Raw genomic sequence first — 25,007 nt, forward strand, 5'->3', positions numbered from 1 at the left:
AGATCTTATCCAATGGCAGATAAAGATAGTGAAAACAAAGCGTTACTAGAGCCTTTTCTGTCTGTGACCAAAAACAGTGGCGAAGTTATCCAGCTTCATCCAAACAAAAATAATACCGTCCAGCCTGTGGCTTTAATGCGCCTGGGTTTGTTTGTGCCCACGCTTAAATCCACAGCGCGTGGCATCTCGGGTGCGATGGCTTCAACCGATGCCACTAAAGAACTTAAAAACCTTTCGCTGGTTAAAGCGGAAGGTTATGAAAAGATTACCATCACCGGTGCCAGGCTGGATATGGATAATGACTTTAAGACATGGGCAGGTATTATCCAGTCATTTTCCCGCTATCCGACACAGGGAGACACGGTGACGCTGCCCTTTATTGATTTCGTGAAGATGTGCGGAATACCTTCGGCGAACTCCTCTGCTGCGTTACGCAAGCGCCTTGACGCCTCATTACGTCGTATCGCGACGAATACGCTTTCTTTTGAAGGTAACGGTAAAGCCTACCATACGCACCTTGTCCAGTCGGCCTACTACGATCGCGAAAAAGATATCGTGCGCATACAGGCCGATCCTAAGCTATTTGAGCTCTACAACTTCGACCACAAGGTTTTACTGCAACTACGCGCCATCTCCCGCCTTAAGCGTAAAGAATCGGCTCAGGCGCTTTATACGTTCCTTGAGAGCCTGCCAACCAATCCTGCTCCTATTTCTCTTGCGCGTTTACGCATGCGCCTGAATCTCGGATCAAAAATTACCACTCAGAACCATGTGGTGCGTCGCGCGATGGAACAGCTCAAAGAGATTGGTTACCTTGATTATTCTGAAGTTAAACGCGGGCGTTCCGTGTTTTTCATCATTCACAGCAGAACGCCAAAGCTTGATGGCATAAGCAATCTTGAGGGAATCGATACGCTCGAAGACATCGATTTTGAGGACTAGCCCGAAGGTTCACTGTAATCAGTACATCCTGCGTTGCAGTGTCACTTTTGCCTGAAAGTGACATCCGCATTCTCTTCTCCGCTATTCCCTGTGCGATGCAGTGCGCAAGATGTTCACTGTAATCAGCGCCGTTCACTGTAGTCAGTAAAAGCGTACTGCCTAAAACTCTCTGTTCAATTCCCTTTTTTTAAATGTGATATTAATCAATTGATTATATGTTTGTAGGTGCTCACTATTATTATTGGTAGTCCCTGCTTCCTCTTCCGAACCCACAATTACTGATTACAGTGAATGTTGCCTCTGGCATGCACATCAGCAGACAGGACTGATTATAGTGAATCCCCGCACGTTATCTATCAAGCTGATTACAGTGAATTTTAAATGTATCTCTCTGTTTAAAAAGAGCTTTTTTTTCGGGGTTTTTCGAGTCCTTCTCCTCGTTTTGGCTTTAACATTCCAGATAATGACACGTGAAAAAAGTGACAGGGTTAGTTGGATTGCTGATTACAGTGAACGTGATGTTACCTGTAGAGCGCGATAGTCATATCTGCCATCACATTTACTGATTACAGTGAACATCTTGACTCATTACAGTGAACGTCCAGCCGGTAGCGCGGTACCTGAAAACACAGGTGCTGATTACAGTGAACATTTCACCTGTCGGTGCCCCGCTTCCAGGTTTGGTGCGGATTCTCGTTTTTTCATCTACTGATTACAGTGAATGTTTTACTGACTACAGTGAATCTGCAAACTGCATTCAACCATTTTCACAGGTAATGACTAAATACGATGCGGGGAAAGAGACATTGTTAACTCCACTGACTACAGTGAATGTTTTGACGAAAGCGCCTCTGGCGGCAAGGACTTCCTTGATGCTCTGTTGATGGATAACAAGGCATGGATTACCAGCAGACGGTATCCCCTACTGACTACAGTGAATGTTTTAACCCGGGTACGGCATACAAGCGTTCTGGAGTGTACCGTCATGGCACGTGATGAGGGTGGCGGTGTGCTGAAGAGTGCTGCTGCTGAGCATGAAAGCCAGACATAACATGACTGAGATTACTGACTACAGTGAACGTTTATGCGAACCGGGCAGTTTTACTGATTACAGTGAATATTATGGTTTCTTCCCTTGCTGACTATAGTGAATTTTTAGCCCTGCTGTAGTAAATCAAAAACTGTCTTTACCTCCCTCACTCACTCCTGTTCTTTACTGCCAGGTGCCTGCTGTAGAGAGATGTCCAGTAAGATGAGGAGTTTCGCATTATCGCTAAGTCGTTACTGACTACAGTGAATCTTCTACTGTTTATAGTGAATGTTTTAGGCTTGTTGGGTTTCCTGTTTCTGCTAACCACAGTGAACGCACCAGAGCGTCCTGATTGAGCGCGCTATGACGCTACCTTAACCTGTTTACTCTTCTTCATGCCGGGCCAGCTAGCCTTTTTCAGGGCAGATTGATCAATGTAAAAACCTACTGATTACAGTGAACGTTATCACTTCTGTTCATTGTTCTGGTTGCCCGTTTCATACATATGGGGCGCGGGAGTGGGATTCGACAGGGCTGTGTTCAGGCTTATCAGGCGTTATCAGGTGGAATAAGCTCGGACTAGACGCGTTTCACGCGATGCCTGTCCAGCGCAACACACGCTCATTACAGTGAATTGTGCGAATAGCGTCACAAAAATCAGGAGTTTCACATCTAACACAAGATTACGTTTATAAGATAAATTCTTGCCTGATGTGCAGGATTTAGGTATAAATTCATAAATCCTACATGTTTGGAGTAAGTATGGCTAACGATGATAGTCAGGTCATGAAAGTTGCTCAGCGTTCAGAACGCATGTTATTGAGCCTTACTGAACAAATTCAGGCACAAAAACTTGAGTTGCAAGAAAACAGTTACTACCAAATCTATGCCAAGGCTGCGCTGGCGAAACTGCCAAAGTTAACGCGTGCCAGCGTAGATTATGCAGTGAACGAAATGGAAGAGAGTGGCTATCAGTTCGATAAACGTGCAGCAGGTAGCTCCGTCAAATACGCGATGTCCATTCAGAATATTATTGATATTTATCATCATCGCGGCGTGCCTAAATACCGCGATCGCCATACTGAAGCCTTTACTTTGTTTGTGGGTAATCTTAAAGGTGGTGTTTCAAAAACCGTTTCAACGGTTTCTCTGGCTCACGCGCTGCGAGCGCACCCTCACCTCTTGTATGAAGACCTGCGCATCCTCGTTATTGACCTTGATCCACAGTCCTCGGCCACCATGTTTTTAAACCATGAGCGTTCTGTTGGACTTGTTGAGGCCACGGCCGCTCAGGCGATGCTGCAAAACGTCACGCGTGATGAGCTGGTGAATGAATTTATTGTGTCATCCATCATACCCGGTGTGGATGTGCTGCCTGCGTCGATAGATGATGCATTTATTGCATCAAGTTGGGATCAGCTTTGTGCCACACATCTGCCCGGGCAAAATATTCATTCAGTGTTATACGATAATGTGGTTTCTAAGCTTAAAAAAGATTACGACTTTATCTTCATTGATAGCGGGCCACATTTAGATGCCTTTTTAAAAAATGCGATAGCCGCGTCCGATCTGCTGATGACGCCTGTCCCGCCTGCGCAGGTGGATTTTCATTCCACACTCAAGTACCTGACCCGTTTGCCCGAGCTCATCGGCATTATTGAAGAGTCCGGCGCGACCTGTCGACTTCAGGGCAACATTGGGTTTATGTCTAAGCTTTCAAACAAAGCAGACCATAAACTTTGCCACAGCCTGGCGAAAGAAATTTTCGGTGGCGATATGTTGGATGCGACGCTGCCGCGTCTGGATGGTTTTGAGCGATGTGGTGAGTCTTTTGACACCGTGATCTCTGCTAATCCTTCTACCTACGTCGGCAGCAGTGAGGCGTTGAAAAATGCCCGTTCTGCCGCTGAAGACTTTGCTAAAGCGGTTTTTGACCGCATTGAATTTATCCGCCTGAACTGAGGTTTATATGAGTGCAAAAAGAATAACGATCGGCAGAACCTTCAGCCAGACACCGTTAAACACAGAAAAAAGCGCTGATAGCCATTCACAAACGTTTGTACTGGCAACAGGAAAGCGTGCCTTATTTCGTTTTGAACACATTCTTGCGAATGACGTTGAAGCCAAAACGTTTGTGACCATGGAAACAAATGGGCGTGATCAGTCTGGACTCACACCGGACTCGCTACGCGATATTATTCGCACTATTAAGCTTCAGCAGTTCTTCCCTGCCATTGGTGTCATGCAAGGTGAACGTATTGAGATCCTGGATGGCTCACGACGTCGTGCGGCGGCGCTGTACTGTAAAACCGGCCTTGATGTGCTTGTCACAGATGCGGCGATAACGCCTGATGAAGCCCGCCGACTGGCTCAGGATATCCAGACAGCACGTGAGCATAATTTGCGTGAAGTCGGTATGCGGTTACTGGCACTCAAAGACGGTGGCTTGTCACAAAAAGAGATTGCTGAAAACCAAGGGCTTTCACAAGCCAAAGTTACGCGAGCGCTGCAGGCCGCTAGCGTTCCTGCTGATTTGATATCCCTTTTTCCGAACCAATCTGAGCTTACTTATCCTGATTATAAGGCGTTGCTCCAGGCGGCGGATAAACTCAGTGAAACAGGCCAGACCGTCGATGCACTGATAAACGCAATCTCAGCAGAAATTGATGTGGTAAGAGCGCGTGAGGGTTTAGCTGAGGATGAACTGAAAAATACCATTCTCAGGTTGATTCGTCAGGGCAGTCAGACACTGGTGAAAGAACCGGAAAAAGATAAAACAACGGCGGTCACCCTCTGGTCTTTTGCAGATAAAGATCGCTTTGCACGTAAAAAAACGCGCGGAAGAATGTTCAGCTATGAGTTTAACCGTCAGTCCAAAGAGCTCCAGGATGAGCTTGATAAGGTCATTGCTGAAACCTTAAAGAAATATATGACGCGTTAAAACGTACATCAAACCAGGCAACCTGTATTTGTCTGGTTTGCGCTTTCCCCCCTTCTTTTTTTCTCCGCCATTCACGTTTCAGTACGCTGTTAATAGTGAATTTCAGGCTGAAATCGCCAAAGAAAATTGCCTCAGTATTTTTTAAGCTTATGATTTAAATGGCTATTTTATTTTTACTAATCTGAAATTCACCAGCTTTTCGTGATCGTAAAAACTGATCAAAAAAGCATTTTGAAAATCGGACAAGAATGACAAAGACGGTTTTAACGCTGAAAATTTTCATTGAAGGTCGATGTAAGGCCTGAGCGATATTTGCTCAAGCATTCTCCTGTCTGGAGGTCTCTCTTAACAGCTTAACGATCCGAGATACCATTTTAACCGCATCACGCAATATGCAGAATCGCTAACAGCATAACGGGATGGCGAAAGCATCGCTGTTTTTAAGATTATGCTATTGATAAATAACGTTTTTAATCTGGCGATTTCAGGCTGAAATTTCATCCAAAGTGAAAGTTTTGTCATTGCAGAGGCGATAAAATCATTCAGATTTACAGATTTTATCCGCTTTAGAATGCGAAAAGGAAAAATGCTAAATATTATTGAGAATGATATACAGAAAATATCCCTTACTTATCCACAGAAAAAGTGGATAAGTAAGGGAATTCTGAATAAACCCTTTTGAACGTAGGCTGTCATCCTGTTGCAATCAAATGGTAAAAAGTGGATGACGAAAGTCACACCTTAGCCAATTCATCTGATCTGTAAGAGCAAATGCTTCTCTGAGTAACCAATATTCTTTAGGCGCAACACTGAAAGTTTGACGTGTCTGGAAAACTTATCGGCGAGTGCAACAGGTTCAGGCCGCGCCAGACCGCCCTCAATATCTGCACTTATGTACCTGGCCCTTCTACAAACATTACTGCCGCTCTCTCTTAACTGGGCATGATTGCGACGTCACATCGTCATGTTGAACAAAAAGATTTTGCGACGGATTGCTATTTATCCGTGCCTGCGGAGCCTGAATGTAAAGGGTTCACTCAAGGCCGCTCTTAGTATGTGTTGTATGAATTACGTCCCAACTCGGTCAGTCTAACGTTCCCCCTATCAGACGGAAAAGCCCTGATGCCATTTGTCCAAAGAAAACAGCATCAGCCAAAGCCAAACTGGTAGTTTCTTTAGAGGATAACGGCGAAGAGATTGCCCGTACTTTTATTCACTGTAATCAGAAACGGCTGCTCTGGAGCCGATCGCTTCCACCTCTCCCTTTAAAAAAGTTGCCACTCAATATCATCTACTGATTGTAGTGAATGCTTCAGTGTTGGCATACGCTAGTGTGCATGCTTACGGAGCGGGTGATATTTCCCGTTCAGCGGCAGACAGGATTACAAGTAGAGTCAGCGCAATCCGGGCTTTAACCAATGGGGTTTAAAGGGAAGGATCGTATCTGTGTCGGTGTTGCGCTGATTACAGTGAATACTTGCATAACGTTCACTGTAATCAGTAACAGTAAAGCGGCCTGTTTGGCGATTTCAGCCTGAAATTCTTCTTCGCCCTTAGATTCAGTGAACCAGAATGGTGTGAAGAAGTCGGTCAGGGGATACTTTTGGGAGAATATCTGGCTCAGGCATACGTGCACGACAACTCAATTTTTAACGACCTAAAAACAATGCTCATATCATTCACGCGTTGCTGCCTGTTTAAAGGTCAGTATTTAATGAGCCAAAAAACACACCATCATTCAACAGATAACATTGCAGGTACCGTCGTTACTCGGATAAATGGGTAATCCCGTGCGCTTTTAAATGCGTTCCTTATCTGGATTAACAAGGTCTGCGAGGCAACGGGCAATTAGCCATCATTACGCCGCGAAAAGAGTATTTACTCTGCCACGTGGCAGTTCTCAGCTTTAACTCAGTACACTGACTGTCATCGATTTATTGATGCCATGGTTATTTAACATAATACAACACGCCGTAGTGAACCCTATATGCTGATACCCGACTATTTGCAGCCACAGCGTGTGCTGTGTTTGTTTAGCTGCCTGATTACAGTGAACAGAAATTACATTCACTGTAATCAGATATGGGCAGGATGCTTGGCGATTTCAGGCTGAAATTCAGGTGCTGCCCTGCGTTTCATCGGCAGGCTGAATATCTATCTGGCACCTGGAACAGGAGAAACGAACGTTCTTCATTATGATAAATTGCGGAAGACTGCTCTTGCGGCACCGTGCATTCCCCAGACGAAAAGCAAAAGTGTTCAGCTGGTTGTGGGGCACCTTCAATGACGGTTCACGTGGAAGCTAAATGGCTGCGTTTGACTCACCATTACATAGATCGTGCGGCGGAATATTCCGGCGAAGAAAACCTTCCTTTGTGGCGTTGAGGAGGAGCAGCTGACCTCTCCCCGCGAGCAATGTGCACCCTGGCAAAAAAAATCATTATGTTGCGTATAGCGGGAGCACATGAAAGCCAAAACCCGTTCTGATAATCCAGAGATAACATCCAGATGATAAAAGGCGGGCAGGGCGCGTAGCCTTGCTTATCCTCTGCTTAACAGCGAGAGAGCGACAACATTAACCGGGCTGGAAATGAATTGCTGTTCCCTTCCAATGCACAGAGACCAGCATCTTGAGGAGGATTCGTGCTGATAGTTTTAATCAAATATAAGTGCCTTGCAGTAGATAGCATTGTCAACACCGGTATTGGGCGTATCAGATATCCATGTGCCGGTCATCATGACTTCCCCTGAAGGCGAAATGTTGGGCGAGCAACGCGCAAGAGCATGCCATATTTTACTTTGATAGGTTGTCATCACTGGCCAGCAGTTCAAAGCCGATCCTGTCCTGCAAAATATCGTCTGCCTGCTTAGCAAAATAAATGTCCATAACGCTGTGTTTTGATGGTGGTGACGCTAACGGCGGACATCGTATGAAGAAGAGGAGTTATGCACCGCCGATAAGAGCGTTGTTAACCTGTATCACAACGTGCGTGTAGTATGTATAAAATCACAGGGCGATGATTGCGTCGATTTCAATGAGCAAGTCTGGCGAAAACAGGGCACTAACCTGCACCAACGAGCTGGCAGGTAAGTGGTCTCCGTATCGTTTAAACAGTACGTGACGCAGCGCATCAATATCGGCAAAGGAGGTAATAAAAATAGTCACTTTGATTAAATTCGCCAGTGAGGTGTGCTCCGCCGCGGCTATAGTTTCCAGTTGATCGAAGATGACGTCTGCCTGATCCGCAATATCACTCTGATGCGCCGAAGTACCGAAGGCCGTTAAGCCTGATACATAGAGCGTTTGATTGTGGCGGACGGCATGGACGTAAGGGGCATTTACCTGCCCCAGTGCGGGATAGTTTTTCCGTTCTGGCATCATAGTGCTTTGCTCCTGATGAATCATTTCTGTGCACGTATCAGTTGTGTGCACTGGCTACTGTTATGTGACGCTTGCTGTTTCTGCTCAGGCGTCAGCGTCTTCCAGTCATTAATGACCCGGTTTGCGAGGGCAGGGATGAAATGGATTTTTTGCAACGCGTAATCTGAATTACTGCCCTCTATCACGTTTTGCATATCCTTATGTAACTGATGTTCATTCTGCTGAGATACCGCACAAAGCACGGAAATGTAATAGGCCTCATCTTCAGCATTATAATGGGGGATTAACCACCATCCCAGGCCGCCAATGGCAATGGCTGCCGGAATAATGAATTTACGTTTTAAAGCTGTCATGTATTTATCCTGACTTATTCATATGACTGGTGTGAGTGGCCTGAGCCCGGGCGCGTATCCTGCCATAAATGCGTTGCATAGTTAAATCCTCGCTAAAGTGAGCCGTCTCTGCCGTGGATATGCCATAAGATTAGGAAATTTGTGGAAGAAAAACCGGCTGTAACAGATGTTTACTTTCCATGAAATCCTGGCCAGAAAACTATAAAAATTAATACAATTAACAGGTTACAGACCCAGACTTATCTGTATTAACCGCTATACATTCGAAAGCGTACTACCATTAGATGGCGGGGTTTTAGTTAACCCGGGGGAGAGATATACACTTTCATAGGGGAACGGCGTGCTTATAAAAAAGAAGAAGATAAGATCTCACACAGAGGACCGCTATCTGGCCCTGGCACTGGCAACAACCGCCGGCATACTTAATGCTATGGCATTGGGCGCATTTGGTTTTTTCCCGTCGCACATGAGCGGGAATACCTCTCAAATTTCAACAGAAGTCTTTACTTCCGATCTGGATAGCCTGCTTTTTCTTGCCGGTTTGATCTCTGCATTTGTCATCGGATGCACATCCGCCAGGTTAGTCATTATCGCAGGAGAACGGCGTAAAATCAGAACCATTTTCTGCCTGATCATACTGGCAGAAGGTTTTGCCCTGACTGCCGCATCGCTGTTTGAAAAATTATTTTATTCACCCAGTTACAATGGTGAGGTCCTGTTAATGCTTGGATTCCTGATGGGGCTCCACAACGCGACCTCGACACAATTATCAAACGGCCGCGTCAGATCGACACATATTACTGGCACGCTTACTGACGCCGGAATCGCATTCGGTTCTTATCTGTCGTCGTTTGTATCACGTGCTGAGCCTTGTGACAGACGATTTGCACAAAAGCAGTTATATACGCATTTAACTACGGTGTTGTCTTTTTTAACCGGTTGTATTGTCGGTCTGCTCCTGTTTAAAACCTATGCCTTTAACGCTATGATTGGGTTGGGTATTTTTCTCATTATTCTCTCAGTAAGCGCAATTGTGATGACGTTATATAATGCAAAGAAGTTGTAATAGTTAATTTACCGGAAAGGCGGTTTTCGCTGATGTTTATTTCGTTAACCGCCTTTTGTTTATTAATGAAATGCTGATCACGACAATAAATAATATTTTTATATTAAAACTTGGAATCGCTATTCAATGGATTGGGAACGTTATGCGAGCATACATTCCGATTAACTGACCAAAAAAGAAATAAATCTTTACGTTTTATCTGATTTTGTAAGATTTTGAGGGTGAGTATAATTTTTTAGCAGGGATGAAAATAAATAGACCCAAAAAATCAATAATATAACGCTGTATTGCCGCTTCGCTTAAGGTTTATTTTCATTATCCGCTTTGTTTTCATGATAACAAAGGTGTTAGTCTGTATATACATACACCAGTTGGAGGTTATGTGAATAACCATGAAGACAACGATATTCGTGCGCTGATTGGGAGAGTGGTAAGTGAACTTCTGAAGGTGGGTGAGCCCATACAGTTTCACCAAATCACAGATGCATTGTTTCGTTTGAGTCAGGACAGTCGTGATAGGCGATTCAAAGTACTTTGCCAGCGCGCAATCCATTTTTTTTCACGCAAAATGCACTAATGCTGACCTGTAACCTCACCATTTTGCAGGATAAAACAAAACTGACGTGGGCATTACCTGCGTCATCCATTACTGAATCACGCAGGTAACAGAATCAAATACCTGCATCGTCCGGCGTACGGCCGACAACGATTTCCAGCGTTCTGCGTAACAGCTCAATCCGGAACTCATCATCAGTGCATTCAAGCTCTGCAATCAAATACAGGATGATGGCTTTATTGGTTACGCGTTTCTCATCGCTAACGATATTTCTGATAACTCTGCCAAGCAACTCAGTTTCCTGAGCAAGATGCTCTCCCTCACTGCGAAAAAACTCGATGATGGCTAAATCTGATGTGCTCTGTTGCATAGTCATAATTCTCTAGGAAAATCGTCAGTTGCATCTTTGGGAGTCAGCCGACAGTGTCATTAAATATTAAGGTTAATCGGGCGTAACACAGGTTAGTTCTTACACTTTACGATTGCTCAATCGTTAGGCAATCGTCTTGAACTCAATGTTTTTTAGAGCCTTCCGGAGGGCCATCGTTGTTTAAGCGATGATTATCACGTTCGGGAAGATCAACTCTGCGGCGGCTGTTGGCTGAGGCTATTCCTTTTTGGACTTCAACAATCGCAACTTTAATAGCCTGAAGCTTCGTTGCATCGTCGGTTTCGCCTGCCATCGCTTCTAGCTGAGCAATTAACGCATTACTGGATATCGGACTTTCCGATTTGAGTAAGGTCAGAACAGCCTCACCTATCATCACGTCCGTTATTTTTTCTTCTTCACTTCTGTACATACTGGCTTCTCTGATTACGATTTGTGGCCATGTTCCGGTCACGATGACGGGGACAGCTAACCTTCCCGCGTCAGCTGTGGGCAGTACTATCCCTTTGAGTAAATGTGGTACTGCCCGATCAGAAATTACTTTCGGTAACGAATTAATATTTAAAGATGAAAACCTTCTATTCGCTTTCGCGACTAAACAATAATCCAATCAACGCCTGGTAATGACGTTGTTGCTCCGTGGCATCACAACTATCAAGACGGTGAAGTAATTTACTGCAAATTGCTTTACGAGAAAGGGTTTGACCTGCGCGCAGTAGCTCAACAACAATCTCTCCCAGCGTTTCTTGCTGCGAGGGCAAATTTGCCTGGTTGAAGTAACGGGCGATGTCGCTGGTATTATCCGGTGCATGTCCGTTCTGACGCATACTGTTATCCTCAAGTGGTTAAAATGTACTTTGCCATAGAGCGAAAGTTATACAAGTTTTAAAAACTTGTACAGAATTTTGATGAACTTGAGAGGTTTTTTTTGTGCAAAAGATGCTAACGCATTTAAAACAAGAAGTTACAGAAGGATAGAGCATGTGTGGAGGTTATGTTGCCTGAACGCTAAAAGGCACAAGGTCAATAACCTGCTGCTCTGAAAGGAGCATAGTACTATTTTAAGAAAATGTCATCGCAGTCATTATCTGCGGATGGTGAAAACACGGACTTACGTGCTGACCAACCGGGACCTGCTGACAGGCGAGATCCAATTTTCCTGAAACCCATAAGCCATTTCGTTGCATCATACAACTGTGACAGTCTGGCCTCATCGACTTCAGATTTCGTCATCACGTTAAGCTCATCGACCAGAGACTCGACGCTGACATCCTGATTAATTGCAATCAGATTCAGGGCGGCTTCGCCAATGATCGTGTTGGTCAGTTGCTGCTGGGAAAGTAACAAAAGAGCCTCCTTTGATCGTTGTTCGATGAGAGTAATTTTAGCAAAGAATACTGTTCCCTTTTACCTTAAGAGCTATCCGCTGTGAGGAATCGGTTGTGCACCGCGTATTGCGTCGAATTTTTGCATATCGGGTTGCGCCATAGTGCCCGAATTTTGCTTTTAGAATAACTATTTAGCCACTCTGCATTACAAAAGCTCAAACTTCCATTCATTTCATTAAAAAACTTCACAAAGTGTTTCTGTGTGTTCTTTTATAGCCTGTGCTATAAAAGTTAGCTAATGCTAAATTATGAAAATGGTTACATTCAAACGTTGGGTGGCGAATATGGTGAGAAAAATATCAGTTACTACACTTGGCATCTTTTTTAGTCTGTACCTTAGTGCTCACAGCTATGCGGCGGAAAAATTTAAGGTTGTCACCACCTTCACTGTTATCGCTGACATGGCAAAAAATGTGGCAGGTGACGCAGCTGAAGTCACGTCGATTACCAAACCCGGTGCGGAAATTCATGAGTATCAGCCGACGCCGGGGGATATCAAGCGTGCACAAGGCGCGCAACTGGTGATGGCTAATGGCCTGAATCTGGAGCTCTGGTTTCAGCGTTTTTATCAGCATCTCAAGGGCGTTCCTGAAGTCGTCGTTTCAACAGGCATAACGCCGATGGGAATAGGGGAAGGGCCGTATAACGGCAAACCTAATCCTCATGCATGGATGTCGCCAGATAATGCACTCATTTATGTGGATAATATCCGTGACGCCTTAGTCAAATACGATCCAGCCAATGCCAGTACCTATCAGCGCAATGCTGCCGCGTATAAACAAAAGATTGTCACAGCGCTCGAACCGGTTCGTCAGCAAATCGCCGCTATTCCTGAAAACAAACGCTGGATAGTCACCAGCGAGGGCGCATTCTCCTATCTGGCTCGTGATTTAGGACTTAAAGAGCTTTATCTCTGGCCAATCAATGCGGATCAGCAGGGAACTCCGCAACAGGTTCGCCACGTTATCGACCAAATGAAAAAAAATGCCATTCCCGTCATCTTCAGTGAAAGTACCGTTTCCGATAAACCAGCCCGTCAGGTTGCACGTGAAACCCATGCGCATTATGGCGGCGTGCTGTTTGTGGATTCCCTGAGTACGTCCAGTGGTCCGGTGCCGACTTACCTTGACCTGTTGAAAGTGACCACTCAAACCCTGGTCAACGGCATCAACGATGGGATGAAAACACAATGAGCCCAACAATTGTTGTTTCCGACCTCTCGGTGACCTACCGCAATGGACACACCGCGCTGCATAATGCCAGTTTCAGTGTGCCAGCGGGTTCAATTGCGGCACTCGTTGGAGTTAATGGATCGGGAAAATCCACGCTTTTCAAAGCGATGATGGGATTTGTACCTGCCCACGCTGGGCAAATCAGCATACTGGGTATGCCAACGCGTAAAGCGCTTCGCCGCAGCCTGGTGGCCTACGTACCCCAGGCGGAAGAGGTGGACTGGTCTTTTCCGGTTCTGGTGGATGATGTGGTCATGATGGGACGTTACGGGCATATGGGCCTGATGCGCAGACCTAAACAGCACGATCGTGACCGCGTGACTGATGCCCTGGCCCGTGTCGATATGCTGGCATTCCGCGAACGGCAAATCGGTGAGCTTTCTGGCGGTCAGAAAAAACGCGTTTTTCTCGCCCGAGCGATTGCCCAACAGGGTGAGGTGATTTTACTGGATGAACCCTTTACCGGCGTTGATGTTCAGACTGAGGCCAAAATTATCAGCTTGTTGCGTGAACTGCGTGATGAAGGCAAAACCATGCTGGTTTCGACACACAACCTCGGATCGGTTACCGAGTTTTGTGATTACACAGTCATGGTTAAAGGCACCATTCTGGCCAGTGGACCCACAGCCACCACATTCACGCCCGAAAACCTTGAGCGTGCATTTAGCGGCGTGCTGCGTCATGTGATGATTGACGGCGGCCACAGTCAGGTTATCACTGATAGTGAGCGTCCTGTGATTGCACCGGCATGCGCTAATCCATCGCGAGGCCAACCATGACAACATTACTGGAACCTTTTGGTTATCAATATATGGTCAATGCCATGGCGATCTCAGCCATGGTTGGCGGCCTGTGCGCCTTTCTTTCCTGTTACCTGATGCTGAAAGGGTGGTCGCTTATTGGCGATGCACTATCACATTCAATTGTACCCGGCGTGGCGGGCGCTTATATGCTCGGCTTGCCCTTTGCCTTGGGCGCTTTTTTATCCGGGGGATTAGCCGCAGGAAGCATGTTGCTGCTTAACCAGCGCACGCGACTGAAAGAGGATGCCATCATTGGTCTGATTTTTTCCTCGTTCTTCGGTCTTGGGCTGTTTATGGTTTCACTGAATCCCACTTCCGTGAATATTCAGACCATCGTACTTGGCAATATTCTGGCCATTGCGCCTTCCGATATCTTTCAACTGGTTATTATCGGACTCACCTCTGCCATCATTTTATTTTTTAAATGGAAGGATTTGATGGTGACCTTTTTTGATGAAAACCATGCCCGCGCCGTGGGTTTACATCCCGGACGTCTGAAGATCTTATTTTTCACCTTACTGGCTGTTTCAACGGTTGCCGCCCTGCAAACCGTGGGAGCCTTTCTGGTCATCTGTCTGGTTGTCACACCGGGGGCAACGGCATGGTTACTGACCGACCGGTTTCCCCGTTTACTGGCTATCGCTGTCGCCATCGGTAGCATTACAAGCTTTCTGGGCGCGTGGGTGAGCTATTACCTTGATGGCGCGACGGGCGGAATCATTGTTGTGGCGCAGACATTACTGTTTTTGCTGGCCTTTGTGTTTGCGCCTAAGCATGGTCTGTTGGCGAACCGCCGTCGTGCCCAAACGCAGTCCATCCGGGAGGCATGATGATGTGGCTGGAACCGTTTCAGTTCGATTTTATGAATCATGCTTTACTCATTGCCGCCGTGGTCGCGGTGCCTTGTGCGCTGCTGTCCGTTTTTTTGGTGCTGAAGGGCTGGGCATTGATGGGGGATGCCATGAGCCATGCCGTTTTCCCCGGCATTGTGCTGGCCTGGATGCTGTCGTTACCTCTGGCTGTTGGCGCATTCAGTGCCGGTTTTTTCTGTGCTGTTGCCAGTGGTTATCTCAAAGACAACAGTAGAATCAAGCAGGATACGGTCCTGGGCATTGTTTTTTCCGGTATGTTTGCCGTGGGTTTGATCTTATATATTGCCGTGAAACCGGCGATCCACCTCGACCATATTTTATTCGGCGATATGCTCGGTATCAGTCGCAGCGACATATTCCAGACCCTGGGCATTGCCGCCGTAATTGTCGTCATGGTCAGCCTGAAGTGGCGCGATTTGATGCTGTTTAGTTTTGATGCACAGCAGGCGCAGGTCTGTGGTTTACCGGTGCGCTGGCTGCATTATGGGCTGTTATGTATGGTCTCTCTGACCATTGTGGCGACATTGAAAGCCGTCGGCATTATTTTATCGATTTCTCTGCTCATCGCCCCAGGTGCCATTGCCGTTTTGCTGACCCATCGATTCTCCCATGCCCTGATGCTGGCGACGCTGATTTCGCTGATTGTGTCACTCTGTGGTGTTTATCTGTCTTTTTTTATCGACAGTGCCCCCGCGCCGACGATTGTCGTGTTGTTTGCGCTGGTCTTTATCGTCAGTTTTCTGATAACTAACCACAAACTACCGCGCTTACCCCATTCATGATGCTGATGAACGCGCTGGCCGCCGTGTAAACCCAGGCGGCTGGCGCGCCCTAATCACGCCAATCTTCGTATTTTTACCTCGCCTCCTGAAAATAAGTGCTAAACCTAATGACGTACATACGCATGTAAACATCAGGGTTATCCGACTTTCCCCGTTCTTATCTCGCCCGTTATGTATAAGCAACAGATCACCTAACCGGCTCTGCAATCATGGGAAACAGACAATGTCAGAAAAAATACCGTTAACGATGCAGGTCAATGGTCAGACCCGACAGGTAAACGTCGATCCTCGCGTAACCTTATTAGATGCGCTGCGCGATCATCTTAATCTGACCGGCACGAAAAAAGGCTGCGACCAGGGGCAATGTGGTGCCTGTACCGTCCTGGTCAATGAGCAGCGGGTGCTGAGTTGTCTGACGCTGGCTGCGCAGACGCAAGGTAAATCCGTGACCACGATTGAAGGTCTGGAACAGGCTTCAGGTGAACTGCACCCGGTGCAGCGCTGTTTTGTTGAGCATGATGGTTTTCAGTGCGGTTACTGTACGCCAGGGCAGATTATGTCTGCGGTTGCCTGCATCAAAGAAGGCCATACCGGCTCCGACGATGAAATTCGTGAATACATGAGCGGCAACCTTTGTCGCTGTGGTGCTTATCCTTTCATCATTGATGCGATTAAGCAGGCTGCGGCTGAAATGGCGGAGGAGGCACGATGAATGAATTTCACTGGCAGGTTGCGCATTCCATCGAGGATGCGGCAGGAGCCAAAAATCAACCCGGAAACCATCTTATCGCGGGTGGCACGACGCAGCTCGATTTAATGAAATGTGGTGTCTTTACGCCCTCACGCCTGACCGATATTGCTGGGTTATCCGGCCTGTCTGACATTGATTTCAGTCAGGATACCATCACGATTGGCGCACTGGTTACCATGAGTGACCTGGCTAGTCATCCGGCCTGTGAGCGAGAAGCGCCCGCGCTGTATGGCAGCTTATGGCAGGCGGCATCGCCGCAAATTCGTAATATGGCCACGCTTGGCGGTAACTTATGCCAGCGTACCCGCTGTGCCTATTATCGCGATCCGGCAACCTTCTCCGCGTGTAACAAACGCGTTCCTGGCTCTGGCTGCGCCGCGCTACAGGGCGTCAATACCAATCATGCCATTCTGGGAAACAGTGAGCACTGTGTTGCCGTCTATCCCGGTGATTTTGCTGTTGCCCTGACGGCATTCGATGCAACGGTGGTGGTGCAAAACAGCCAGCAACAGAGACGACGTATTCTGGTTGAGGATTTCTTTCTGCTGCCAGGGGACACACCGCATCATGAACATGCTCTCCTGGCTGATGAAATTATCGTGGCCATTGAAATCCCGCAGTCTGCCGCGCTGAAGCACTCCCACTATTTAAAAGTCCGCGATCGCACTTCCTACGAATTCGCCAGTGCCAGCGCAGCCGTTGGACTGACTCTCAATCAGGGCCGGATTGAAACGGTTCATATCGCTTTGGGTGGTGTGGCAACAAAACCCTGGCGCGCACGCCGCATTGAGCAGGCGCTGGCAGGTCAGCCTTTCGAGCAGCAAACGCTTTATGCGGCTGCCGAGTTGATTACTCAGGAAACCCAGGCGCTCTCTGGCAATGCGCACAAAATAAAGCTTACGCCACGGGTCATTGCGCGCGCCTTGATGGCGGCAGGAGAAATGGCATGAAACATGACAAAAACGACCTGCCAGGCAATGAGAAAGATGTCTCCGCAGCGGGCGAGCATAACGATCACTATCGCCGCGCGCCCGCCAGCCTTTCGGGCCTGGGGACGCCACGATCCCGCGGTGATGGCAAGGTAAAAGTGACGGGAAAAGCCCGTTACGCGATTGAGCATAAACCTGAGAATGCTGTGCACGGTGTTGTGATTCAGTCCACTGTCGCCAGTGGGCGAATCAAACATATGGATACCGCCAAAGCCGAACGCGCTGATGGCGTTATTGCGGTCTATACGCACCTCAATACTTTAAAGATTAACAAGCCAACGCCCATCGCCGACGGTGGCGCTGCCCAGACAACTTATACGCCGATCCAGGATGATGTCATTATCCATAATGGTCAGAATATTGGCCTGGTCGTGGCCGACACGTTCGAGCAGGCAACATACGCAGCCTCACTGATCGAGATTGCCTATGAGACGTCGCCTGCGCTGATATCCCCGACAGATGAGGGTGTAGAACCTAAACCACTGACGTCCCAGGATATTAATCTGGGCGACGCGCAAGCGGCAATGCGTAACGCCGAGGTCCGTATCAATCAGCGTTACACCACACCACGTGAATACAATATGCCCATGGAGCCTCATGCCTGTATTGCCCAGTGGGATAATGGCCACATGACGGTCTGGGAACCCAGCCAGTGGGTGATGGGTGCCCAGGTGGAAATTGCGGAATGGATGGGCATTACACCAAAGCAAGTGCGTATCATTTCACCCTATGTTGGCGGCGGCTTTGGGTCTAAACCCGTGCCCTATACGCATGTCGCGCTGGCCTGTGTGGCATCACGCGCGCTTAATCGCCCGGTTCGTGTGTCACTGACGCGTCCACAGACCTTTACCGGCCTGGGCGGGCGTCCGGCGACCTCACAACAGCTTGAAATGGGCGCGACGCGGGAGGGTAAAATCCAGTCCGTTATCCTGAGCAGTTTCAGTGAAACGTCACTTATCGATGTGTTCGCCGAAAACTGCAGCAAGGTGACCGGCCGCATGTATGCCATCGAAAATCTCTCTGCCCAGCATCAGGTCAGGCCTGTCAACATGGTGACGCCTGGCTGGATGCGCGCACCCGGTGAAAACCCGAGCGCATTTGGTTTGGAAGTGGCGATGGATGAGATGGCCTATGAACTCAATCTTGATCCGCTGGCTTTTCGTCTCCTTAACTGGGCCGATCGTGATTACCAGAAGGATCTTCCGTGGAGTTCGCGCCGCCTGAAAGAGGCGTACCAAAAAGGCGCTGAGGCGTTTGGTTGGGACAAGCGCATCATGGCACCGCGATCGATGCGCGAAGGCCGAGAACTCATTGGCTGGGGAATGGCTTCGGGTACCTATCCGGTGAATACCATGCCGGCGGAAGCAAAAATTCTGCTGTCTTCTCAAGGACAGCTCGTGGTGCAGTGCGCCGGCGCGGATATCGGCACCGGCACCTATACCATACTGGCGCAAACCGCCGCCGATATACTGGGCGTTGATTCACAACGAATCGACGTTGAGTTAGGGGATACGCAACTGCCTCGGGCGGGCGTGGCGGGTGGATCTCAGCTGGCAGGAAACCTGACCGCCGCCGTAGACGATACCGCGAAAAAGCTGCGTGCGCGTTTACTGGCGCTGGCCAGCCAGACCCAGGGTTCTCCGCTTGCCGGCGTACCACAGGATCGGCTCACGCTGGCGAACGGGGGGATACAGCTCACCGCTAAACCTTCCCAGGCCGTTAGCTTTAGTGAACTGATTAAGCTGGCTCACCTGGACGGGCTCAGCGTAGAAGGTGGCACCTTCTCTCCGGAGATGTCAGCGCAGGAGCGGGACAGCGTCACCGGTAGCCTGAATGAAATGAGTCGACCACAGGACGTGTCGGCTCACAGCTGGAGTGCGCAGTTTGTTGAAGTGAGGGTAGATGAAGATTTTGGCACCATACGTCTAAAGCGCATGGTCGCGGCTTTCGACAGTGGCCGGCTCTATAATCCCAAACTCGCCCGAAGCCAGTGGGTGGGCGGCATGATTATGGGCGTAGGTCAGGCATTACTTGAAGGCGGAATTATTGACCCGCGTAATGGCAGAGTGATTAACAACAACCTGGCCGACTACCTGATTCCAGTGAATGCAGATATTCCCGCCATCACCACCATTGATGTTGGCGAACCTGACTACAAAGCCACCAGCATGGGCGGCAAAACGGTGGGTGAACTCGGCATCGTGGGCGTTGCTGCGGCCATCAGCAATGCGGTTTATCACGCTACCGGTAAACGCGTCAGGGATTTGCCCATTACGCTGGACAAGATCCTTTAAGCATGCACGGCGATGTTGGCAGGAGTGCGGATGTGAAAACGGCGATTGTGCTAACGGCGGCGGGAATGAGCCGCCGGTTTCGACAGGGAAATGGCCACCGCAAACTGCTGGCGGTACTGGAGGGAAAACCCGTTTTGCAGCACACGCTGGAACAGGCAAAAGCAAGCGGTATGGATGTCATTGTCGTCACGCGTCCGGAAGATAAGGCCATTCATGCGTTGCTGCACGACGTAAGACCGGTATTTTGTGTCAGTGGCGGTTTGGGTGAGTCGATAGCGGCAGGCGTCAGCGCCTGTCTGGACTATGATGCGGTCATCATTGCACTGGGAGATATGCCTTTTCTCACCGCTGAAAGCTATCAGGCGGTGAACCAGGCTTTGCATTTTTATCCGCTTGCGCGCCCGCAGGTTGAAGGCCAGCCCGGTCATCCGGTTGGCTTTCAGCGATCGTTTTTTCCCGCGTTGCAACAGCTGACAGGCGATGTGGGTGCACAAAGCGTGCTTAAACATCAGCAAATCCGCTATGTGCCGCTCAGCGATCGGGGTTGTCTCGACGATATTGATTACCCGGATGACTTACGGCACGTCAGGAGCCACTTATGATTACATTGGATCAGCGGGTTATCGACACGGCCTTGCGCTGGCATCATGCGGGGCAGGCGGTCTGGTTGTGTACCGTGCTGCGTACCTGGGGCTCTTCGCCCCGGGCGCCCGGCACGATGATGGTCATCAACCAGGAGGGCGAGTGTTGTGGCTCGCTTTCGGGTGGCTGCATTGAAGAGGATTTTTTGGCGCGTCTGGCAGAAGGACATTACCGGGTAAACAGCCAGGTCATCCGCTATGGCGAGGGTGGACGGCAAACCCAGGTACAACTGCCCTGTGGCGGCAGGCTGGACGTGCTGGTGGAATACCTGCTCCCTGATACTGTCAGCGGCGCGCTGTTACAGGCCATGCATCAGGCGCTCATCGGTAAATCCCGGCTGATAAAAACCTTGTCCGCAGGCGAACGTGCATCCTGGGACGTTGTGGCCCTCTCGGCCGTGTTACCTGTGCTCAGCTATCAGGACCCTGACATCGTGTTGCCCGTGGGCGCCATTCCCGAACTGTTGGTGGCAGGCTATTCTGCCGTTGCGTTTGAATGCATTCGTTTTGGCCAGCTGTTGGGTTTTCATGTACGGGTCTGTGAACATCGTCCGGAGATGTTAAGTGAGCTGGAACGCCACTTTACGGGTGAAGATAACATCACGATTGTGCCGCAGCATCCTGCACGCTGGCTGGAGTTAAACGGTGCCCATGCTTCTGTCGCCATCGTATCGTTAACACACGATCCCCGTATTGATGAGTTAACCATGATGGAAGCGGTCAACACGCACGCATTTTATATCGGCATCATGGGATCGGAAAAAAACAGCGCCAAACGAAAGGCTCGCCTTCAGGCGATAGCGGGATTTGATCAGGAGGAACTCGCCAGGATTAGCGCGCCGATTGGCATAGCCATCGGCAGTAAAACGCCTGCGGAGATTGCGTTGTCGGTGATGGCAGATATCGTACGGATTAAAAACCAACATGGAGCTTAGGTCAGCAGAGGGGCCGGCGGCGCTACGTGCAGCTTGCCGCCGGTTCGCAGGTTACTGCGACTCTTTCTTCAGCGAGTAAAAATAGGTGCCTGAATAGGGAACGGGAAGGAAGTCGCTAAAGATCTGCCGCAGGGTTTGTTCCGGATTAACGTCATTAAACAGGTCTGGATAAAGGGTTTTGGCAAAAAACTCTGCTGCGGCAACATGCCAGGGGCTGAGATAAAAATTATGCCACATTGCCGCGGCATGACCGTTATGCAGCGCACGCAGCTGTTTCAGGCCATTTTGTTGCGCGGTGAGCTGCTGCAGGGACGCACGCGTTTCCGCCTGACTGATAGCGGGACCGATACGAAGGTCTGAAGCATCGTCGCTGCCACCGCTACCGGTCGCGAAATAATAATCCGGATTCGCGGTAATCACCGTTTCTTCATTCAGCCGACCGAATACGCCAGGCACCTTCTTACTGGCAATATTGTCTCCGCCCGCAAAGGACAGCACATCGCCAAGGCTTCCGTTCACGGCGGTCACGCAGCATTCATTTCGGCGGCCCAGGTGAAGCTGTAACAGCACGGTGGGTTTACGGCCCTGAAAACCGGCAAGGCGCTGCTGAATAGTCTGCATATGTTGCTGATAAAACTGATTGAAAGCCATTGCCCGCTGACGCTGATTCAGCACCTCTCCCAGAATGGCAACACTGCGCGTCGTGTTTTGCAGGAGATGTACCCGTAAATCAATTTTCACCACGGGAATATTGGCTGCTTTTAATACCGCTTCCAGCCGTTGCCCCGCCTCACTGCTGCGAGCCAGTTCGGGCAGGATCACCACGTCCGGTTTTAACGCAATCACCCGCTCAGGATTGATATCATTGGTGCCATCTAACCCTATTGACGGTATGTTCAGCATCTCGGGAAACTGGTGCGCGAAAATATCCCATGTCTGCAGGTCGTACTTTTTCAGGTCCTGCGGCCAGCCAACCAGCCTTTTGAAAGGATTGCCGGCCTCCAGCATGGCAAAGGTGTACAGCATCCTGCTCTCACCGAGGACGATTCGCTGGGGATGATCGGGCACAGTAACCCGAGTGCCATTGATATCGGTAATCGTTTTGCCCCAGGCGAGCGTGCTGATTGTCACGGACAGCAGCAGGAGCGTGCGCAGCCAGAACTTCATAAAAGAATCAGAATTCAACACGGGTTTGTACCATCAGGTTGCGGGTTTCACCTTCACGTACGCGCAGGTTCCCGCCGCTCGACGTGTAATAGTGTTTGTTAAACAGGTTATTCAGATTAAGCCTCAACTGGGTTTTTTTGCCCAGCAGGTGGTTGTTCCAGGCAATGAAGCCGTCAGCGACAACGTAATCCGGTAAAGTAAAGCTGTTGTCAGGATCGCCCGCACGACTGCCAACATAGCGTGCACCACCACCGACACGAAAATCGCCGGGCAAACCCGGTATTACCAGGTTATGACTCAGGTAAAGCGCACCCGCATGTTCAGGCGCATTTTGTAAGCGGTTGCCGTTGTTGGCCGGATTAATCGTGTCATCGACGATCTCGGCATTGTCATAACTGTAATTGGCACTGATATCCCAGTCTGGCGCAACTTCGCCATTCAGCTCAACTTCCACGCCCTGAGAGCGGGCTTTGTTAACAGGACGAGTCGTGCCATTAATGCTGAGTGACATCTGCTTTTCATCAATTCTGTAAAGCGCGACCGAAGCGAACAGGCGAGGGGAGATTTGCCATTTGCTTCCTACTTCCCAGGTCGTTCCCTGCTCGGGCTTGCTGACATTCCCTTCGTCATCCACATCCGTTGAGGGCGTAAAGGATTTACTCATGCTGGTGTAAAGCGAAATATCGGGCGTTAGTTTATAAATCAGCCCGGTTTGTGGCAGGAATTTATTCCCTTCATCATCCAGTGTCTGAATCACCGGGTTGAAACCTTTTGAAGCCCGTTGCTCGTAATGTTGGTATCGCCCGCCAACCACCGCGATCCAGTCGGGACTCAGCGAAATGCTGTCTTTCAGATAAACCGAACGGCTGTGAATACGGTTCAGGTTGTTGGCATTCGCGCTATTTTCAGTGGTGCTGTCGGTTACGGGAGACAGCATGTCATAAACCGGATTGAAATAGTTGAAGCGCCGGTCATTCTTGCCCTGATACTGATGCGCACGATAGGTTTGATTCATTTCATAATCTGTGCCGAATACCAGCGCATGTGTCATGCCAAAAAGTTCTGGATTACCCAGCACATCCCACGACAGGTAGTTGGTTTTTTGATTAAATCCGCGGTTGGCATCGGCACGCCGCGTAACCACGCCGCTGGCAGGATCAATCGCCGTCACCCGCACTTCATTATTGTCATAACGGCGCTGATTCCAGCCAAGGGTCAATCGCGTACTCCAGCTGTCATTAAACTGCCAGTCGTAATGAGCGTTGAGTGCCTGATTGCGTCCCCAGGCATGATTGGCTTTGTCATCCAGTCTCTGCTTGTAGGGCAGGTCGACAGGAGAGCCGTTAATAAAGGCGGTGCCGCGGTCGTAGGGAATGTCATAACGATAATCGCTGTAACTCACTAACAGGCTGGCTTTTTCACCATACCATTGCAGCGACGGGGCCAGCAGCGAGTGTTCATCACTGCCAAAATTACGCCAGTAATCCTGACGTTGTTTTTCTGCGATCAGCCTGAAGGCAAAGCCATTGCCCAACGGCCCCGTCACATCCAGCGTACCGGCACCGCCGCCTTCACTCGCGTAGCGACCGCTTACCGAGGATTGCCATGAATATTGAGGCTTTTTGCTGATGACGTTGATAATCCCACCAGGATTCTGAATACCGTAGAGCAAAGACGCCGAGCCCTTGAGCACCTCAACGCGTTCCGTCGTGGCATCCAGATTCAACCCCTGGCTGCTGCGGATGCCATCACGATAAATGGAACCATCGGAATTGCTACCGAACCCACGGCGGACAAAACCATCTTCTGTTCCCGCCAGTGTGTTTGCCTCAGCAACGCCACTGACAAAACGCATCGCGTCGCTCAGGCTGCTGGCCTGGTAGTCGTCGAGCTGTTGCTGTGTCACGGTACTGACAGATTGCGCCTCATCCAGACGAGACACAGGGGTTTTCGTGCTAACGCTGCTGGTGGAGGCGGCATAGCCGTCATTGCTGTTAGCGTCGCTGGTTACTGTCACCGTATCATCACTGGTCGCCGCCAGGCTTTCACCCGGTGCAAGCAGCGCGCCAGAACAGATCGCCAGCATCACCGCCTGCTGGATTCCCAGGTGTTTAATATCGTTGGAACGTTTTTTCATTATTTGTTTTCGCTGATCATCAAAGAGAGAAATAAAGTAAATAACCACATTGACTGCGCGTATTTATTCAGCGACGAAGGAAAAGCATAAAGGATCTGTTCACGCGCTGATTTGTAATTGATAATCATTCAACCATTGCACGATGTAGTAGTAAACAGAAATACCGGAATTTTTACTACATGCTAAAATGCACGCCGCAATGCGTTGTCCTGGCTGGTTTTTGCTTGTTACTTAATGAAATTAAAGGTAATTATCCCTTTTCCAAAACGGATTTCGGCAGGCGATGGGTGGTAAGCAGACGGCTGCTTTCCGCATTGCTGGCTTTCTGACTACAGTTTGCAGGTTTACTATCTGTGGA

Annotated in this window: 21 protein-coding genes; 13 read left to right on the forward strand and 8 right to left on the reverse strand. The window is 49.1% G+C overall.

Features of this window, described 5'->3' with window-relative positions; translation table 11 throughout:
• Positions 1-12: 12 nt before the first annotated feature.
• The 3 genes from QNH99_RS21365 (at position 13) to QNH99_RS21375 (ending at position 4,913) form a co-directional block, all read left to right on the forward strand.
• Complete coding sequence (locus tag QNH99_RS21365; RefSeq protein ID WP_063877001.1) at positions 13-942, forward strand: RepB family plasmid replication initiator protein; 930 nt, start codon at positions 13-15, stop codon at positions 940-942.
• A gap of 1,792 nt (positions 943-2,734) precedes the next feature.
• The gene (locus tag QNH99_RS21370) at positions 2,735-3,934 is read left to right on the forward strand and encodes an AAA family ATPase (protein WP_063877098.1); all 1,200 of its coding nucleotides are present in this window, start codon (positions 2,735-2,737) and stop codon (positions 3,932-3,934) included.
• 7 nt (positions 3,935-3,941) lie between these two features.
• Positions 3,942-4,913 carry a ParB family protein gene (locus QNH99_RS21375; protein ID WP_096011676.1) on the forward strand — a complete coding sequence of 324 codons (972 nt, stop codon included), beginning with the start codon at positions 3,942-3,944 and terminating at the stop codon, positions 4,911-4,913.
• Positions 4,914-7,920: 3,007 nt separating this feature from the next.
• Here QNH99_RS21375 and QNH99_RS21380 read toward each other — a convergent pair.
• Positions 7,921-8,295 (reverse strand): RidA family protein, encoded by a 375-nt coding sequence (locus tag QNH99_RS21380; RefSeq protein ID WP_410517728.1) that lies wholly within the window; start codon positions 8,293-8,295, stop codon positions 7,921-7,923.
• Positions 8,296-8,315: 20 nt separating this feature from the next.
• Complete coding sequence (locus tag QNH99_RS21385; RefSeq protein ID WP_063876997.1) at positions 8,316-8,648, reverse strand: hypothetical protein; 333 nt, start codon at positions 8,646-8,648, stop codon at positions 8,316-8,318.
• A 340-nt stretch (positions 8,649-8,988) separates the two neighbouring features.
• Between QNH99_RS21385 and QNH99_RS21390 the strand changes: the two genes are divergently transcribed.
• On the forward strand, positions 8,989-9,714 hold the full coding sequence (locus tag QNH99_RS21390; RefSeq protein ID WP_096011673.1) for a YoaK family protein: 726 nt from the start codon (positions 8,989-8,991) through the stop codon (positions 9,712-9,714).
• Positions 9,715-10,385: 671 nt separating this feature from the next.
• Here QNH99_RS21390 and QNH99_RS21395 read toward each other — a convergent pair.
• The 4 genes from QNH99_RS21395 to QNH99_RS21410 form a co-directional block, all read right to left on the reverse strand.
• Positions 10,386-10,640: a biofilm/acid-resistance regulator YmgB/AriR gene (locus tag QNH99_RS21395; protein ID WP_063876994.1), complete on the reverse strand. Its 255-nt coding sequence runs from the start codon at positions 10,638-10,640 to the stop codon at positions 10,386-10,388.
• Between the two features lie 142 nt (positions 10,641-10,782).
• Positions 10,783-11,070: a hypothetical protein gene (locus QNH99_RS21400; RefSeq protein WP_096011671.1), complete on the reverse strand. Its 288-nt coding sequence runs from the start codon at positions 11,068-11,070 to the stop codon at positions 10,783-10,785.
• Between the two features lie 166 nt (positions 11,071-11,236).
• A complete protein-coding gene (ycgZ, locus tag QNH99_RS21405; protein WP_109717709.1) occupies positions 11,237-11,485 on the reverse strand; it encodes a regulatory protein YcgZ in 249 nt (82 codons plus the stop codon).
• A gap of 229 nt (positions 11,486-11,714) precedes the next feature.
• Positions 11,715-12,005: a hypothetical protein gene (locus QNH99_RS21410; protein ID WP_410517729.1), complete on the reverse strand. Its 291-nt coding sequence runs from the start codon at positions 12,003-12,005 to the stop codon at positions 11,715-11,717.
• Between the two features lie 325 nt (positions 12,006-12,330).
• Here QNH99_RS21410 and QNH99_RS21415 point away from each other — a divergent pair, with 325 nt between their 5' ends.
• The 9 genes from QNH99_RS21415 (at position 12,331) to QNH99_RS21455 (ending at position 21,345) form a co-directional block, all read left to right on the forward strand.
• Positions 12,331-13,239 (forward strand): metal ABC transporter substrate-binding protein, encoded by a 909-nt coding sequence (locus QNH99_RS21415; protein ID WP_410517765.1) that lies wholly within the window; start codon positions 12,331-12,333, stop codon positions 13,237-13,239.
• Entirely contained in the window at positions 13,236-14,057 is an 822-nt protein-coding gene (locus QNH99_RS21420; protein ID WP_410517730.1) for a manganese/iron ABC transporter ATP-binding protein, read from the forward strand. The genes QNH99_RS21415 and QNH99_RS21420 overlap by 4 nt, the downstream gene beginning before the upstream one ends.
• Positions 14,054-14,911, forward strand: a complete 858-nt coding sequence (gene sitC / locus QNH99_RS21425; RefSeq protein ID WP_096011668.1) for an iron/manganese ABC transporter permease subunit SitC — start codon at positions 14,054-14,056, stop codon at positions 14,909-14,911. Before QNH99_RS21420 ends, sitC begins: the two co-directional genes overlap by 4 nt.
• Positions 14,908-15,735 carry a metal ABC transporter permease gene (locus QNH99_RS21430; protein WP_370513222.1) on the forward strand — a complete coding sequence of 276 codons (828 nt, stop codon included), beginning with the start codon at positions 14,908-14,910 and terminating at the stop codon, positions 15,733-15,735. The genes sitC and QNH99_RS21430 overlap by 4 nt, the downstream gene beginning before the upstream one ends.
• 223 nt (positions 15,736-15,958) lie before the next feature.
• Positions 15,959-16,447, forward strand: a complete 489-nt coding sequence (locus QNH99_RS21435; protein WP_096011666.1) for a (2Fe-2S)-binding protein — start codon at positions 15,959-15,961, stop codon at positions 16,445-16,447.
• Positions 16,444-17,436: an FAD binding domain-containing protein gene (locus QNH99_RS21440; protein WP_256852838.1), complete on the forward strand. Its 993-nt coding sequence runs from the start codon at positions 16,444-16,446 to the stop codon at positions 17,434-17,436. Before QNH99_RS21435 ends, QNH99_RS21440 begins: the two co-directional genes overlap by 4 nt.
• On the forward strand, positions 17,433-19,769 hold the full coding sequence (locus QNH99_RS21445; protein ID WP_410517731.1) for a xanthine dehydrogenase family protein molybdopterin-binding subunit: 2,337 nt from the start codon (positions 17,433-17,435) through the stop codon (positions 19,767-19,769). The genes QNH99_RS21440 and QNH99_RS21445 overlap by 4 nt, the downstream gene beginning before the upstream one ends.
• Positions 19,770-19,771: 2 nt before the next feature.
• Positions 19,772-20,371 (forward strand): nucleotidyltransferase family protein, encoded by a 600-nt coding sequence (locus QNH99_RS21450; protein ID WP_410517732.1) that lies wholly within the window; start codon positions 19,772-19,774, stop codon positions 20,369-20,371.
• Positions 20,368-21,345 carry an XdhC family protein gene (locus QNH99_RS21455; RefSeq protein WP_172896885.1) on the forward strand — a complete coding sequence of 326 codons (978 nt, stop codon included), beginning with the start codon at positions 20,368-20,370 and terminating at the stop codon, positions 21,343-21,345. The genes QNH99_RS21450 and QNH99_RS21455 overlap by 4 nt, the downstream gene beginning before the upstream one ends.
• Before the next feature lie 51 nt (positions 21,346-21,396).
• Here the strand turns inward: QNH99_RS21455 and QNH99_RS21460 are convergent, their stop codons facing one another.
• Both QNH99_RS21460 and QNH99_RS21465 read right to left on the reverse strand, forming a co-directional pair.
• A complete protein-coding gene (locus tag QNH99_RS21460) occupies positions 21,397-22,533 on the reverse strand; it encodes an ABC transporter substrate-binding protein (RefSeq protein ID WP_410517733.1) in 1,137 nt (378 codons plus the stop codon).
• Entirely contained in the window at positions 22,520-24,598 is a 2,079-nt protein-coding gene (locus tag QNH99_RS21465) for a TonB-dependent siderophore receptor (RefSeq protein WP_410517766.1), read from the reverse strand. The genes QNH99_RS21460 and QNH99_RS21465 overlap by 14 nt, the downstream gene beginning before the upstream one ends.
• Positions 24,599-25,007: the final 409 nt, after the last annotated feature.

Origin of the sequence: Pantoea allii, assembly GCF_046529425.1 — a bacterium.
GTDB lineage: Bacteria > Pseudomonadota > Gammaproteobacteria > Enterobacterales > Enterobacteriaceae > Pantoea > Pantoea allii.

Coding starts and splice junctions, on each gene's coding strand:
- QNH99_RS21365 (WP_063877001.1), top strand. CDS start 13: ATGGCAGATAAAGATAGTGAAAACAAAGCGTTACTAGAGCCTTTTCTG.
- QNH99_RS21370 (WP_063877098.1), top strand. CDS start 2,735: ATGGCTAACGATGATAGTCAGGTCATGAAAGTTGCTCAGCGTTCAGAA.
- QNH99_RS21375 (WP_096011676.1), top strand. CDS start 3,942: ATGAGTGCAAAAAGAATAACGATCGGCAGAACCTTCAGCCAGACACCG.
- QNH99_RS21380 (WP_410517728.1), bottom strand. CDS start 8,295: ATGATGCCAGAACGGAAAAACTATCCCGCACTGGGGCAGGTAAATGCC.
- QNH99_RS21385 (WP_063876997.1), bottom strand. CDS start 8,648: ATGACAGCTTTAAAACGTAAATTCATTATTCCGGCAGCCATTGCCATT.
- QNH99_RS21395 (WP_063876994.1), bottom strand. CDS start 10,640: ATGCAACAGAGCACATCAGATTTAGCCATCATCGAGTTTTTTCGCAGT.
- QNH99_RS21400 (WP_096011671.1), bottom strand. CDS start 11,070: ATGTACAGAAGTGAAGAAGAAAAAATAACGGACGTGATGATAGGTGAG.
- ycgZ (WP_109717709.1), bottom strand. CDS start 11,485: ATGCGTCAGAACGGACATGCACCGGATAATACCAGCGACATCGCCCGT.
- QNH99_RS21415 (WP_410517765.1), top strand. CDS start 12,331: ATGGTGAGAAAAATATCAGTTACTACACTTGGCATCTTTTTTAGTCTG.
- QNH99_RS21420 (WP_410517730.1), top strand. CDS start 13,236: ATGAGCCCAACAATTGTTGTTTCCGACCTCTCGGTGACCTACCGCAAT.
- sitC (WP_096011668.1), top strand. CDS start 14,054: ATGACAACATTACTGGAACCTTTTGGTTATCAATATATGGTCAATGCC.
- QNH99_RS21430 (WP_370513222.1), top strand. CDS start 14,908: ATGATGATGTGGCTGGAACCGTTTCAGTTCGATTTTATGAATCATGCT.
- QNH99_RS21435 (WP_096011666.1), top strand. CDS start 15,959: ATGTCAGAAAAAATACCGTTAACGATGCAGGTCAATGGTCAGACCCGA.
- QNH99_RS21440 (WP_256852838.1), top strand. CDS start 16,444: ATGAATGAATTTCACTGGCAGGTTGCGCATTCCATCGAGGATGCGGCA.
- QNH99_RS21445 (WP_410517731.1), top strand. CDS start 17,433: ATGAAACATGACAAAAACGACCTGCCAGGCAATGAGAAAGATGTCTCC.
- QNH99_RS21450 (WP_410517732.1), top strand. CDS start 19,772: ATGCACGGCGATGTTGGCAGGAGTGCGGATGTGAAAACGGCGATTGTG.
- QNH99_RS21455 (WP_172896885.1), top strand. CDS start 20,368: ATGATTACATTGGATCAGCGGGTTATCGACACGGCCTTGCGCTGGCAT.
- QNH99_RS21465 (WP_410517766.1), bottom strand. CDS start 24,598: ATGCTGGCGATCTGTTCTGGCGCGCTGCTTGCACCGGGTGAAAGCCTG.